Source organism: Paenibacillus sp. J2TS4 (genome assembly GCF_018403245.1).
GTDB lineage: Bacteria > Bacillota > Bacilli > Paenibacillales > NBRC-103111 > Paenibacillus_L.
The window spans coordinates 198,234-212,341 of record NZ_BOSH01000004.1 but is presented as its reverse complement, the minus strand read 5'-3'; the positions used below and the strand labels follow the sequence as shown (position 1 = coordinate 212,341).

The window sequence follows — 14,108 nt, the reverse complement described above, 5'->3', positions numbered from 1 at the left end:
ATCCTTTTTGCCAAAGTCACTTCTCTCGGGCCCTGTTGCAACGCTGCATGGCGATGACCAGATCTATTCATTTGAAAAGAGCGCTCTGCAGGAATTCGTTGGTTCTTTGATCCGATATCCGCTACAATATATAGGAACAAACTCGTTTGTTAGCTGCCCGAAATTTTTTAGATTCATATTCTATAAGCCATTCTAGCCAACAGGAGTGAACCCCCGTGACCGACAAAAAAAGCCGATATATTCAAATCGACGGCTTCATTATACTTAATGAGAATCTAACTTATGAGCAATTTAGAAACGTATTCGACCAGATACTCCTGGAAAAGAATTGGACATTTGAGGGAGAAACCCGGGAGACTACCCTATTTGAAAAAAACGATGGACCGATAGAAAACCCGGCAACAGATCAGAAACGGCTTCTTTACGAAATCGAACAGTTGAAAAAAGAGGTAGCCCGGCTGCGAAGCGCCCGCCCCAAGCCGCAACCGATGTCCAGCAAGCTTAGAGACGCACTAAGAGAGTAGAAAAACTGAACTCTTTCGGGCGAATTCCGACTTTGGTGAATCAAGTATGTACTAGCCGGCACCTCTTCCTCCTTGTTCTCATAAACTGCTTTGAAAGGAAGGAGGAGATTCGCTATGGTAGAAAGGTATTACGCTTGCAGGAGCTGCCTTAACCGTAAAGTGCGTGTCTACACTGCCAACGGCCAAACCTATGAGGGAGTCGTAACGGATGTCGATAGGTATCATCTATATTTACAAGTGGAGCAGGGAGGCGAAGTACAGACTCAAGGCTGGTTCGGCGCGAGGAATCAAATTTTAACCCTGGTTCTTTTTGATCTTCTCGCCATTTCCTTATTGGTATAAAAGGCTGGGAAGCCCTGATCGACGCATTAAGGATATCGAATAATTAGGCCGTATTATTTAAAGAAAATTACTCTGTTTCCCTATTATCCGGTTAGTCTATTACTTCTCTATTAAAATGCTGCGCACAAATGCTCCAAACGATTTAGCTTTCCTTCCATATCCATATAAACGGAAATAACATCAAAGCGGACAGATGCTTCGTGCAGCTTATGGCGGTACAAATACACCTGTGCAGTATCCCTCACTTGCTTTTGTTTTTTCACGTGGACCGACTCCGATGGAGTTCCAAAGCTACCTGTCATTCTTCTGGTTCGGACCTCTACAAAAACAAGAGTGTCTCCATCCCGGGCGATAAGGTCCAGCTCTCCCGATCGACATCTCCAGTTGCGGTGGAGAATGCGATAATTTTGCGAGACGAGAAAAGCTTCTGCCTGCTTTTCTCCTTGCCGGCCAAGCTCTATGCGGCCGTCTTTTTTTGGAGTGCTCATGGGGAGCCCTTTTCTTGTCCCGCCCTCTGGTCCGAACGGTACACAAAGGTTAAGATTTCCGCAACCAAATCATATAAATCGGCAGGAATTTGCTGCTCCAGATCCAACTGGGACAACACCTCGACCAGGGAGGCATTTTCTTGGACGGGCACTCCGAATTCCTTGGCTGTATTCAATATTTTCTCCGCCACTTCCCCTTTTCCTTTGGCAACGAGAACAGGAGCGGCCGTCTGCTCGGGAGAATACCGCAGGGCGACCGCTTTCTTGGTCGTATGTCTATCGGAATTCATATTCGCAGATCGACTCCTTTATATGGCTTAGTATCATAAAAGCTCAGCGCCCCGTCCTCGCTCGGGAGCCCGGACTCTCCGCTCCCCCTTTCCGTTTTGTCAGGTAAAGGCACCGTGCGAATGGATAAAAAAGGATACCCCAGCGCATCCAGACGATCAGCCATTTGTTGGCGAAAAGGCTCCATAACCTCCTCCATGTTGGGGAAGTTGTTATGCACAACGATGTTGACGATCCGGTCTACGACTTGAACATCTACGACTGTCGGACCCAGGTGAGCCATTCTGAGATCAAACAGCAGCCGGCAGTTAGAAGGATCGATTTCCCCCTGTTTGCTTTTGCGCGACTGAATATGGACAGCTGCCGTCTGTTCGCCTGCCGCGTGATACAACGGCAAACTCAGGGTCACATAAGTGAATACGGACGACCGGTCAGCCGCCAGCAAAAGCTGCTGGCCGGTAATTTGCTGCACCGTCTGCTGAACAGCCTCCTTAAGCAGCGGCGGAAGATCGTCAGCCGCCGATAGCTGAAGGAGCGCTCCCTTCAGCGACTGCGACGCTTCGGCGGCCCGTTCCGCGACCGCCCCGGCAACGGCCGGGTCCGCCCCCGGCGCAGACGGCGCGGCGGCAGCAGCCGGCCTGGCTCCGGCAGCGAGCTCAGGCCCTCCTTTGGCCGCCTGCTGCAGCAGGTTGTGCTCGTAATCGAGCCCAACCGCCTTCAGCAGCCGAGCCACCCAGGAGGGCTCGCTTGCCCTCGCCGCCGCTTCCCCGCCGGCGGCCGGCTGCGGCAGCTCCGCTGGCGGAGCTGCTTGCCCGGACGCAGCCGCGCGGCCATCGGCCAAGCCCGCCTGGCCAAGCTGGCCCTGCGTGCCGGCACGTCCGGCTAACGCGGTGGGCTCTGCCGCTTGTGCCGCTGCTGCGGGCGCGCTTGGCGCCGGACGCTGCGCGAGCGCCTCGGGCCCGGCTTGCGCCGCCTGCGGGCTAGCGGCTCCTGTCGCCGTACGCGCGGCTGCGCTGGCCGGATCGCGGCTGGCTTGGCCTGGCAAGCCCGGGCCCGGCGACGGCTGCTGTCCGGCGGCGAGCGGCCGTGCGGACGCTTCCGCTGACGCAGCCCCGCCTAGCGCCGGTGTGGCTCCGCCGGCTCCCTCTCCTCCAACCGGCCTTGTGGCCGGGTTAGAGGAGAATTGAGGAGCCGTCGATACTTGCCCCGGCGCGGCAGCAACGGCCGTAGCGGCATCCGCGGGCAAGCGCACAGCTGCGGCGCCGATGACGGCTGCGGCGGCCCGCAGCGCGTGAGCCAGCTGCTGGCGCAGCTCCGGGCGCAGAGCGGCTCCCGCATCCAGGCTCTGCTTCAGCAGCGCCGACAGCTGCGAGAGCCCTTCGTGCAGCGGCTTGCCGAACAGCGCCTGGTGCAGCGCCGACACGTGCTCCGCGGTAAGCGGCAAGCCTCGCTTCACGGCCAGCATCGCCGCCTGGCTCCATTCCTCCGCTTTCACCCCGGCGGGAACCTTTGCCGCCATTGCGGCTAATGAAGCAGCGTTTTCTTTCGTCAATGGAACGGACGATTGCTGCATCCATTGGAGAAGCTGTCGGTTCGCCGCAGAATCCTTTAGCCCAAGTTCCTTTAACATCTCCAATAAAGAAGCTTCCGGAAGCGGAGTGCCTCCCCCTATTACCGGCTTTAATCGGATTTGCCCGGCAGCGGATTCCACCAGCACCTGAAGGAAGGTGGATTCCCCTTGTTGTAATGGCGTTTCCAGCTTAGCCCTCACCTTTACTCCGCTGATCATCAGAACGGCATCCTGATCAGAAAGCAGCTGCAGCACCGTCCCTCTAACGATCTGTCCCGGCTTCAGCTCAAGAGCCTTTCCTTCGGCAAGTCTGGCTTCTCCAACAAATTGACGGATTAAATGCCCTATATTCATACGTCATCCCTTCCCCCAGATCCTTTCCAGTGTCGTTCGTTTGCCCAAGATGATCCTTCCATTCTCTAATCTTGCGGCAGCCTGTCCAATCTATTATCCCTATGGAAGTTATCGGCAAAAACACCCCCATTATTGAGCCGACAATCTAATATTACTGATAACCAAGGGGGCGGACATCATCCAACAACCACTACAGAACTGGCGCTAGGGTTGGAAACTGGCATCACCAAATCTTTAGATGATTTACACTGGCTGCCATTTAGTAAAGCGAATCTACCCTCTTCCCGCTGGACAAGCTTCAAAATTAGGAGAATCAGAACAAAAACTGCTGCTGAACATTAAGCAGCTTGCCAAGAAATGATTTACGGTGTAAAGGACACGGACCGTATTCGAGGATAGCCTCGCGATGCTGTTTAGTTGCATAACCTTTATGTATAGCAATTCCATACTCCGGAAATTCGGTATCCCAGTGAAGGCACATTCGGTCGCGAGTCACTTTCGCCACGATCGAAGCGGCCGCTATCGATTGGCTAAGCGCATCACCGTGTATAATGGCCATCTGCTCTACTTCACAGTCGATCCTCTCTGCATCGACGAGTAGATGATCCGGCTTTACGACCAACTGTTCCACTGCCTTTTTCATAGCCAAGCGAGCGGCTTGTTTAATATTAATCTTGTCGATTGTTTCGGAATCAACCTTACCGATGCCAATCGCCAGAGCACATTCGGTTATTTCTTCATATAGTCGTTCTCTTTTATTAGGCGTCAGCTTTTTGGAATCGTCCACCTCTTCTACGACCCAATCCGACGGCAGGATAACCGCAGCGGCAACTACATCGCCGAACAGGCAGCCTCTCCCTACTTCATCTACTCCGGCAATCAACCGATATTGACGATCCCAGAGCGCTTGTTCATATTGGAGCATGAGTTCCCCTCCTCTTGCCCATTATAACCTGTGCCGCCTTGCACACGCTACAATCATCCGACAAATTCCGTCTTAATGCAACCTCGATGGCTATGAACCGTCTGACAATCCTTCCTTTATGTCTCACTTGCCGGGAGAACCTCATACTTCCTGTTCAGCACATTTAACCCCGTTGTAATTTAAAGTAGTCACTTGTTTTTTTAAATGATTTTAAACAGCTCTGCCCTTCATTCATCTTGTTTTTTGATTGGACTATTACTCTTTTTCATATGCCTTTTCCCTATGTTTTATCATGTTTATTCATGTTTATTGCCCTTTGTCCTCCACTTCGTTCATATTCTTCTTGATTAAGCCAATATCCTTTCCCCCATACTTTTGCCCGTTATCCCATTCGTTCAGAACTCCATTCAATCTCTTTATTCAAGCCGATAAACTGAAGACTCCGTAAATTGCTATTTGAAGCTTCTCGAGAAATCAACTCCGGAATTAATTGATTATTTTATTAAAAGACCTTGAAAGGGGAACATATATTCGTTATAATGAATAGAACAAATATTCCCCTCTATAGGAAATAAGCTCAATATCAATTTCGACCCGGAAATTTTGAATGCGAATCAACATATGAATTTCAAGTTTAGGTTTGCAAAAGTAATTAGGAGTTTCAAGTAGGTTTGCAGGAAAGTTGTTGCGAGTTCCAATTTATGTTTGTAGGAAATTTCAAATAGTTGTGATGGAAGTCAGATTGAAAATTTCAATTAACTTTTCCATATAAACATTTCAACAGATTTAAATTAATGGGTTTAAATTTAATGGATTGGGTTCAATGCACTTGAGTTTAACGGATTTGAGTTTAGTGGATTTGAGTTTAACGGATTTGGGTTCAATGCACTTGGGTTCAATGCACTTGGGTTCAATGCACTTGGGTTCAACGGATTTGAGTGGGAGGGTTGGATGTGAATTTAGGCTTGAAGTTAGAACGGAATTTGAAGTTAGGGTTCAAGTTAGATCTGAGACTGGATATGGATCTTTGGGTCAAATGGAATGAGGACACTTTCCGGTCAGCGGAAGAAGCTTTTCATAATCGTTTTAAGACAGAAGAAGATTGTGAACAATTCATCTATCAATTGAAATGGCCGGATGGCTTCTCCTGCCCTCGTTGCAAACATAAACAGGCCTACGTCATCCGTTCCCGCAGACTCCCGCTCTATGAATGCCGTAGTTGTCGGCACCAGACTTCCTTGATCGCCGGGACGGTGATGGAAGGAAGCCGCACTCCGCTGCTTAAATGGTTTCTCGCCTTTCATCTTATGTCGCGGACCGACCGAGGCACGAATGCCGTGCAGTTAAGCTCGCGCATCCATGTCACCTATAAAACGGCTTGGTCGATCCTTCGAAAGATTCGTCAAGCTTTGTCTCAGGCCGACAATATGCAGCCGCTTTCCGGCATTGTAAGAGGCGGAACAACCTTATACCGCCCGTTCAATACGGCAAAATCGATCATGAACCATTACCCGGAGCAAAGGCCCCTAATCGTGGCCGCTTCTTTGGGGAGAAAGTCTGAACCCCAGCAAGTCAAGATTAAAACCGTTCTGCCACACGATATGAAACAGAGCTCCATTTACCGGTCCGCACGTCATCATTTCATCGAACAGCAAGTCAGCACAGAAGCGGATGATGTGGTTATTGAGACAGAGCGCTTCCGTTTTCCCCGTATTCCCTCCCTGCAAAAGTATATCCGCCAAGCGAGAGCATGGATTAATCGAACATATAATGGGATTGGACCGAAGTATTTACAGCACTACCTCGATGAATTTTGTTTTCGTTTGAATTTACAAATTCACCACGCTCCTATCTTCGATCAGATGGCCCATGCCTGTGTGCGTACATTTAATAAAGAGAGCTTATCTTGACCATGACTGCTGAATGTGGAGATTGGTTTTTTTCAACAATTTTGATTCAATTCTACCTCTTCCCAGGAATGCCATTCTAATACGACCTTAACGCAACCTTCTTAACAACCTATCTTCACACAAATTTAATCCTAACGATTAGGCTGCTATTGCGCTGATTTTTTCGCATTTCATGATACAGTCATGACCTAGAAATGTATATGTCAATGTTATGTCAATGTTATGTCAATGTCCTTAAATCTACATTCACCTATTTTCTGACGTAAAGGGATAATAGACCAATGCTTGCCAAAAGGGATATGAGGATACGAGATTTCTATTTATAAAAAGATAGGGAAGAAATGGAAAGATTAAGTGAAAGGAACGCGAGGGGACAAGTCTGACCTGAGGAACTAGTCGAACGCGGAAAAAATCTCTTATAATTTAAGTAAATAAGGGATTAGTTAAATACCTGAGCTAAGGGGATAACTTTCAAAAGAGTGGTAAAAGAGAGATATGAGGTAGAACAAGGCAATAGATTCGGCAGCTCCATTTTTTTAAGGCGGAAAATTTCCCCTCTGCATTTCTCAACACATACACCGAAAGGATTGCAGAAAAGACGCAATCCTTTTTTCAATAAATTTATTTTCATTTCACTTTTTCATTTAGCATTTAGCATTGCTTTTAGCCTTTAACCGATCCTGCTGTCGATTGCATGAAAGATTTATTAGCGAAGATGTAGACGATAAGAATCGGTAAAATGGACAAGCAAGCCCCTGCCATAATCAGGTGAGTTTGGGTTGCAGCCGTATTGCCGTATCTTAAATTCGCAAGCCCCACCGTTAATGTCTGCAATTTGGGATTGGACATAGTGAAGACCAGGGGCAATATATATTCGTTCCACGCATTGCGGAAGGCAAACAACGCGCTTACTCCCAATCCCGGCTTTAACAATGGCAGCACAATTCGCCAGTAAACCGAGAAGAAATTGCAGCCGTCTAGCAAGGCCGCTTCATCCAGATCGCGGGGAATCCCTTTGAAAAAGCCAATCAAGATAAAAAAGGTGGTCGCATGTGCACTAATGAGAATCAGGATCATTCCCCATAAGGACATATTAAGCTGAAGCTTGACCATAAGCTCAAATTGGGGTCGAAGCACAACGGCACCAATGGAGATAAACATCGTGGAAGCCTGTATTGCGATAAATACTCGTTTGCCGATAAAATCCCGGCGATCGACTACATAAGCGGCCATGGAGGCTACCAGCAGAGATCCGATCGTTGCAAATGTACTCAAAAATAAGCTGTTCCATGTAAATTTCGCAAAATCCGCTTGCTTCCAAGCTTCAATATAATTAGAAAAATGCCATTCCTTAGGCAGGATAGTGGCACCTGCCGTCAATTCTGCATTTGTTTTAAATGAGCCGAAAAACGTTATCAAGACAGGAAAAATAGTAAAGATCACGATCGACCCTAAAAACAGCCATAGGATGATCCTCGAAGCTAACCGTCCTGTCCGTCGACCCATGCTGGTGGCCGAAATCGTACGATTTACCGGTGCCGTGTTCATAATTGCTGCCCTCCCAAGCTAGAATATACGGTTCAATCGTCTGGATACCCAGAAATACACAACGGTAATGACACCGACGATCAGTGCCGACATGAATCCTACGGCACTTCCATAGCCAATTTCCTGAATCATTGTTGAACTAGATGTGATCGGGAAGAACATCCGATAGACATATAGATACATCACTTCTGTTTTACCGATGGGACCGCCCTCGGTAAGGACCATTATACTTTCATAGCCTTTAAGTGATATCGTAATGGCCAGCATGATGATCATCTGAAGCACAGGTCCAAGCATGGGGATTGTAATGTAGAAAAATTTCTGTACCGCGTTCGCTCCATCTAAAGAAGCACTTTCATAAACATCCTCCGGAATGCTCTGCAAACCGGCCAGAAATAGCAGCATATAGTTTCCTATAGCCCCCCAGATCGCTACTATAATAGTTGTAACCATGGCGAGCTCGGGACCTAGCCAATCGATGCTTTTGGAAATCAAGTTATATTTCAGCAATAGCTGGTTTAAGATGCCGTTAAACGAATTGAAGATGTTAAAAAAGACAATGGAAATCACGGCCGTACTTAAAACGGTAGGCATGAAATAGATTGCCCTGAGAATGTTCTTACCGCGGATGGCCCGATTTAAAATGACGGCCAAAATTAACGAGATAGGCAAAGTAACCACTAACTTTCCGCCGGCATAAACAGCGGTATTCCAGACCGATTTCCAGTATTCCGCATCTCTCATCAGACGATCAAAGTTGCCTAAACCGATGAATATCTCTTCTCCATACCCGGGATAATCATAAAACATATATCTCATAGCCCACAGAATCGGGTAAATTCCAAGGACTAAGGTCAGAATAAGGCTTGGCAGAATAAAAAAATAAGATTCCCCCAATTTACGCAGGCGGCTCATGTCCATTCATCTCCTCAAATAACCAAGGACAGCCCTACTTTAAGTCGGTGAGTAAAAACAGCTGCGGGATAAGGCAGAAGATCGCTGTTCCCTATAAATCTCCTGCCAACCCGACCTCATACTTGTTCTCTAACCCGCACTAATCGGCACTCGTCCTCAAGTGATACATGTTAGTCCTTAGCGCTCTTTTTCAAACGTAGATAATTACAGCTCGGCTGAACAAACAGTCATTCAAAACACGTTGGATAATTCCATCTATTGAACTAATAGCTCTTCTTCAAACGTAGCATACAATTCCGCTCTATTGGACCAACTGTCCTTGCAAGCTGATGGGGTCAAAGTCCGGTGTCGCTTCCGTGCTTACTTCTCCGGATGCCTTGGCTTTATCCAATGCGGCATTATACCGTTTATTGACATCTTCAATGATCTGATCGAGATCACCACCGGAGAGAGTATATTTAATGAAAACATTGGGGAAATCCATTCCTTCTACCCCTACAGACGGGGAAATCGGCCAGATCCCATCATATTTTGTGGGTAGGAAGCCTTCAATTCCATCGATGGCGGGATCTTTGGATTTTTCAATAATGGAAGGAAGCAAGGATAAGCCATAACCATCCTCATAGTAATTTTGTAAAACTTCATCACTATACATATACTCCAGGAACTTCCAAGCCTCTTCTTTATGCTTGGTTTTGCTGCTGATCGACAGCCACGGTCCTGTTTTCCAGTAGCCTGCGATTCCTCTAGCCTCACCATCGATGCTTGGCGGCAAGGCGGCTGACCAATTCACTTTCGTAGGGAATTGGGAGATAAAAACTCCGGGTTCAGCAGATATAGACAGATACATGCCAATTTTCCCTTCGGCAAATTGTGCTCGCAGCGGATCGATGTCCATGGCCTCGACACCAGGCAGCATGCTGCCATCGTCTTTCATCTGCTTGAATGCCTTCATGATTTCGGTGAACCCGGAGAAATCATAACGGCCTGTTTTGAAATCGTATCCATAACCGCCAATCCCGCTCATTTCCGCAATCACCCGAGGGCCTTTCTCGAAGGAGTTGTCCGGACCTTTAAAATTGATCGCAAAGCCGTAGGCACCTGTCTCTTTACCGGCCTCGGTTAATTTCTTGGCGACTTCCACCATCTCGCTCAATGATTTGGGAGGCTCCTTAATTCCCGCTTTCTCGAATAAGTCGGCATTATAGATCAGCCTGCTTGAGTATCCATAATTAGGTAGTGAATAAATATTTCCGTTCATCATGTTCGATTTATCCACCAGCGCACTTTTGAATTTATCTTTCATGTCCTCGTTCAAATAGTCGTCCAATGGCTCAAGATACCCTTTTTTGACAAAAGGAATAAAATTGCTCGGTGTTGTTCTAATGATGTCGGGGGCCTGGTTGCTGACGAACGCGATATCGACCGATTGATTGTAATTTTCGGCCATCCCCTTCACTTCTACTTCAATGTTATCCTGATTGGTTTCATTAAATTTCTTGACGACCTCCTGGATATAAGCCAGATCATGTCTGTCCTCCGTCCAGTAGCTTAATTTAACCTTCTGTCCTTCTGTATTTCCTTTGGGTGCTTGCTCTGCAGCCTTGTCACCGCCTCCCGAACCGCAAGCCGCCAAACCGACAGCCATAACCACTACCGAAGCGACGATCCCAGTTTTTCTTAACATGGAACGATCAACCCCTTCTTATTTGTTTTTATAGGTACTCGTTTATTATAAAAGCGCTTTGTCTAAGACATAATGAGACAAAACGATGATGAAGGGGGGATTTTATACGATCATTCCTTTCATTCCTTCTTTCCCAAATAGGCTGTCTTAAATTCGGACGGGGTCATTCCCGAGTGCTTCTTGAAGACCTCACTGAAATAACGGCGGTCCTCATAACCAAGCAAACCCGCTATTTCCTGCACTTGTTTTTCTTCCAGCAGCATCATTTTCGCGCGTTCGATTCGTTCATTCGTCACAAATTGCAGAAACGTTTGGCCCGTGACCTTCTTGAACAAATTGCTGAAATAGCTGCCGCTTAGATGGACTTGTCGGGCACAATCAATCACGGACAGATCTAAATGAAGGTGGCCCTTAATGTATTGAACAGCCTTATGAATGACCTGCTCCGCTTCGCTTCTTCGATGCTTCTCTTGCAGAATACATCCTTGCTTACAAAGCTGTTGCAGATATTGCTGCAGTTCCTGTAAGGAACCCCATCCTTTCTTGCGAAGCTTCTCAACTTCGGCTTCCAATCCTCTTAACTCATCATGAGACAGCTTTTCCTCCAGAACTCTCAGCATTCTCCCAGCCAGTTCCTCGTACAATCGAATCAGACGCTGCGGATCGGGAAGCGGTTGCATGCTGTCAAAACTATGGAGGATTTGATGGAGCAGTTCAAGAGTCAGCTCCTGATTGCCTGAACGAAGTGCGAAAAGCAGCTCTCCTTCCTGATCCGCAGAACAGATGCGTAAATATCTATCCGTGGAGCCCAAATCGCCGAATAAGAAGACTCCGTTGCCGCCGGTATAGAAATTGTAGGATAAGGCACTGACCGCCTGTTCATAGGCACGCGGCAGTTCAGCGATCGTCGAAACCTTCGAGCTGACCCCTATCGAAACGGTATGACGCATGTATTCGGCGCAATGCTGGCGGCAAAGCTCCGCCATCTCCCCCGGGTTAAGCCGTGAAGTGGAGTTGAAAATCGCCACCTGACGATTCATGCTTTCTCTAAAGACGATGCTCCGGGTATAAGCCGACAGCGTCTCCTCCAGTATATTTTGTAAGGCAAACCGGGTTAACTCGACTTCACTTATCGGCATGGATTGCACCGTCTTGGCAAAGTGATCCACCTCCACAGCCATGATGATAAAATTTTCTGGATCCAAACCGATGTCGAGAAAATCCCAACGTTTCCCTATGCTCTCCTCATCGGAGGAATAACGAATGAGCAAATTGAAATATTCCTGCCTCAGAATCGGCATGCTTTCTCTAACTCTAGCCTCCATTTCGTAAATCCTTCTATGATGGCTGCGTTCCAATTCAATCTCCTCCACCGCTTTCAGGACGACCTCTACGATATCTTCTATTGAGAAAGGCTTCGATACGTAATCGAACGCTCCCAGGCGAATAGCCTGCTGCGCATAGCTGAACTCCGAATAGCCGCTTAGCAGGATGACTTTACAGGATGGGTTGGACTGCATCATAATGCGGGTTAACTCCAAACCATCCAGCAGGGGCATGCGAATATCGGTTAATAATATGTCGGGCTCAAGCTCCTGTACCATCCGCAGGCCTTCCTCTCCGTCCATAGCCGTCCCCACTATCTCAATTCCATGGTCGGACCAGGGAATTCCCAAGGTGATCCCATCAATGACACTTTTGATATCGTCAAGCACACACATGCTAATCCTTGTCTCCATACCCGTTATCTCCTTCCCAGTCTACTATCAGTTTGATTGAGGTTGCTTCGCCGGGCGTACTCTCCAGAATCATTTCGGAAGATTCCCCGTAATATAACAGCAGCCGATGATAAATATTCCATAGGGCGTATCCTTGCTTTTCCGAACCATTTTTCAGACTCCGCCGGATCGTTTCCACATCCATCCCTTCTCCGTTATCTGTTACCAGAATAACGAGCTTGTTCTCCTCGCTCCAGATCGAAACAACTATTTTCCCGCCGGATGTGCGGTTCTTGAAACCATGCAGAATGGAATTTTCAACGAGCGGCTGGAGCAGCAGCTTGAGGATCGGAGCTTCCAGTAAGCTTTCTTCCTCCACCTCGATAGAATAGTCGAACAAATTTTCATAACACTTTTGCTGGATAAATAAATATTGCTCCACATGAGCCACTTCCTTCTCCAGCGAAGTGAATTCCAATCCATTGTTCAGACCAAGCTGAAACATGCGGGATAAAGATAAAATCATTTGCTTAACATCGTCCAGTTGATTTAATTGCGACTTCCAATAGATCGTATTCAGCGTGTTATATAAAAAATGGGGGTCGATTTGCGCTTGCAGCGCCTTGATCTCCGCCTTTCTCTTTTTCTTCTCCCCTTCCCGGATTTCTTGGATAAGCAGAGCTATTTCCTCCAGCATACTGTTAAATTTGCTGCCGACCTGGGAAACTTCATCCTGAAAGTCGCTTTGAAAACGTACGGATAAATCGTTATGCTGCTCTACCTGAATCATTAAGTTCCGAAGCCTGTATAGAGGTCTCAACAAAAACGCCGTCAGCAGATTGGAGAAAAATAAAGCGACTATTAGGCAGCCAGCCATGATGAATATAGAGCTCCACTTAATCGCATTCATTTGTTTTAACAAATCGGATTTCGATTGAACCGTTAGCAGTACCCAATCCGGACTCAACGATAAATATGCATAATTGACCAAATAGGCCTTGTGCTTCGTCTTATATTCAAAGTGACCACCCTCCTCTTCATTAATGAGTGCTACAAAATCGGGATGGTTGAATTCGTCAGGAAGCGAAGCCATTGAAGATAAAACCGCATCTCCCTCTTTGGACACAAGGTAAAAGGGCTGGCTGGATTGTTCTATATTTTGAATAACCAGTTCCTTCAACGCTTGCTCATTAATGTTGACGATAATATGGACATTGTCCAAAGGAATTTCTGTAAGCGGTTGCATAACAAGTGTAATTACTCTTTCCTTTCCTGAAAAAAATCGATCCTCATGCCCTTTAATCCAAACGGCATGCTGATATTGCGTGATTAAATCATACATTTCGCTATCGAAAAAAGAGTTTTCCTTCAGTCGCAAGTATGTTGTCGGATAGAATTCACCTATCGGCGTCGTAATTAGAATGGATTGAATCGCAGGCTGAAGTGCCTGAATTTGAGAGAAAGGAGTTTGAATCAGGGATAACAGGCGGTAATAATTTTGCGAATCTCCGGCAGACACATTTCTGATCATTTCTTTAAAAGAGTCACTAATCGTTAATGTCATGACAGATACGGTAATTTGCTTCAGCTTCTCATCCAGCACCTGGGCCGATTTATTCAAGCTGTTCTGACTAAGCTCGAATGCGTTCTTTTTAACAACTCCGGCCGCGATGAAATAAGTCATCGTGCCCGAGGCACTTATCGCCAGCATAAGCAGGACGATAAACGAAATCCAGACTCTCCTTTTGAAGGAAAGCCGAAACAACCATCGTTTAAAGCCCAAATTCTCTTCCCCCTTTTGCGACAAATTGTATGCGCAATCACAATTAGCACCCAAAG

The 14,108-nt window shown here is 47.1% G+C and carries 12 protein-coding genes; 3 read left to right on the top strand and 9 right to left on the bottom strand.

Translation table 11 applies throughout. The features are described 5' to 3' along the window. Positions 1–215: 215 nt before the first annotated feature. On the top strand, positions 216–524 hold the full coding sequence (locus KJS69_RS11150; protein ID WP_213583838.1) for a hypothetical protein: 309 nt from the start codon (positions 216–218) through the stop codon (positions 522–524). Positions 525–638: 114 nt separating this feature from the next. Next, positions 639–866 (top strand): LSm family protein, encoded by a 228-nt coding sequence (locus tag KJS69_RS11145; protein WP_213583837.1) that lies wholly within the window; start codon positions 639–641, stop codon positions 864–866. Between the two features lie 110 nt (positions 867–976). Here the strand turns inward: KJS69_RS11145 and KJS69_RS11140 are convergent, their stop codons facing one another. The 4 genes from KJS69_RS11140 to KJS69_RS11125 form a co-directional block, all read right to left on the bottom strand. Continuing rightward, a complete protein-coding gene (locus KJS69_RS11140) occupies positions 977–1,354 on the bottom strand; it encodes a YraN family protein (RefSeq protein WP_213583836.1) in 378 nt (125 codons plus the stop codon). After that, the gene (locus tag KJS69_RS11135; protein WP_213583835.1) at positions 1,351–1,644 is read right to left on the bottom strand and encodes an EscU/YscU/HrcU family type III secretion system export apparatus switch protein; all 294 of its coding nucleotides are present in this window, start codon (positions 1,642–1,644) and stop codon (positions 1,351–1,353) included. Before KJS69_RS11135 ends, KJS69_RS11140 begins: the two co-directional genes overlap by 4 nt. Next, positions 1,641–3,566: a hypothetical protein gene (locus KJS69_RS11130; protein ID WP_213583834.1), complete on the bottom strand. Its 1,926-nt coding sequence runs from the start codon at positions 3,564–3,566 to the stop codon at positions 1,641–1,643. Before KJS69_RS11130 ends, KJS69_RS11135 begins: the two co-directional genes overlap by 4 nt. A 313-nt stretch (positions 3,567–3,879) precedes the next feature. Continuing rightward, a complete protein-coding gene (locus KJS69_RS11125) occupies positions 3,880–4,491 on the bottom strand; it encodes a ribonuclease HII (protein WP_213583833.1) in 612 nt (203 codons plus the stop codon). Between the two features lie 953 nt (positions 4,492–5,444). Here KJS69_RS11125 and KJS69_RS11120 point away from each other — a divergent pair. Continuing rightward, on the top strand, positions 5,445–6,401 hold the full coding sequence (locus KJS69_RS11120) for a transposase (RefSeq protein ID WP_213583832.1): 957 nt from the start codon (positions 5,445–5,447) through the stop codon (positions 6,399–6,401). Positions 6,402–7,064: 663 nt separating this feature from the next. Here KJS69_RS11120 and KJS69_RS11115 read toward each other — a convergent pair. The 5 genes from KJS69_RS11115 to KJS69_RS11095 all read right to left on the bottom strand — a co-directional run bounded on the left by KJS69_RS11115 (position 7,065) and on the right by KJS69_RS11095 (position 14,052). Continuing rightward, positions 7,065–7,949, bottom strand: a complete 885-nt coding sequence (locus KJS69_RS11115; RefSeq protein ID WP_213583831.1) for a carbohydrate ABC transporter permease — start codon at positions 7,947–7,949, stop codon at positions 7,065–7,067. 18 nt (positions 7,950–7,967) lie between these two features. Continuing rightward, on the bottom strand, positions 7,968–8,864 hold the full coding sequence (locus KJS69_RS11110; RefSeq protein ID WP_213583830.1) for a carbohydrate ABC transporter permease: 897 nt from the start codon (positions 8,862–8,864) through the stop codon (positions 7,968–7,970). Between the two features lie 301 nt (positions 8,865–9,165). Next, the gene (locus tag KJS69_RS11105; protein WP_213583829.1) at positions 9,166–10,551 is read right to left on the bottom strand and encodes an ABC transporter substrate-binding protein; all 1,386 of its coding nucleotides are present in this window, start codon (positions 10,549–10,551) and stop codon (positions 9,166–9,168) included. Between the two features lie 119 nt (positions 10,552–10,670). Continuing rightward, a complete protein-coding gene (locus KJS69_RS11100; RefSeq protein ID WP_213583828.1) occupies positions 10,671–12,290 on the bottom strand; it encodes a response regulator in 1,620 nt (539 codons plus the stop codon). Next, positions 12,274–14,052 carry a sensor histidine kinase gene (locus tag KJS69_RS11095; RefSeq protein WP_213583827.1) on the bottom strand — a complete coding sequence of 593 codons (1,779 nt, stop codon included), beginning with the start codon at positions 14,050–14,052 and terminating at the stop codon, positions 12,274–12,276. The genes KJS69_RS11100 and KJS69_RS11095 overlap by 17 nt, the downstream gene beginning before the upstream one ends. Between the last annotated feature and the right edge of the window lie 56 nt (positions 14,053–14,108).

Coding starts and splice junctions, on each gene's coding strand:
- KJS69_RS11145 (WP_213583837.1), top strand. CDS start 639: ATGGTAGAAAGGTATTACGCTTGCAGGAGCTGCCTTAACCGTAAAGTG.
- KJS69_RS11140 (WP_213583836.1), bottom strand. CDS start 1,354: ATGAGCACTCCAAAAAAAGACGGCCGCATAGAGCTTGGCCGGCAAGGA.
- KJS69_RS11135 (WP_213583835.1), bottom strand. CDS start 1,644: ATGAATTCCGATAGACATACGACCAAGAAAGCGGTCGCCCTGCGGTAT.
- KJS69_RS11130 (WP_213583834.1), bottom strand. CDS start 3,566: ATGAATATAGGGCATTTAATCCGTCAATTTGTTGGAGAAGCCAGACTT.
- KJS69_RS11125 (WP_213583833.1), bottom strand. CDS start 4,491: ATGCTCCAATATGAACAAGCGCTCTGGGATCGTCAATATCGGTTGATT.
- KJS69_RS11115 (WP_213583831.1), bottom strand. CDS start 7,949: ATGAACACGGCACCGGTAAATCGTACGATTTCGGCCACCAGCATGGGT.
- KJS69_RS11110 (WP_213583830.1), bottom strand. CDS start 8,864: ATGAGCCGCCTGCGTAAATTGGGGGAATCTTATTTTTTTATTCTGCCA.
- KJS69_RS11105 (WP_213583829.1), bottom strand. CDS start 10,551: ATGTTAAGAAAAACTGGGATCGTCGCTTCGGTAGTGGTTATGGCTGTC.
- KJS69_RS11100 (WP_213583828.1), bottom strand. CDS start 12,290: ATGGAGACAAGGATTAGCATGTGTGTGCTTGACGATATCAAAAGTGTC.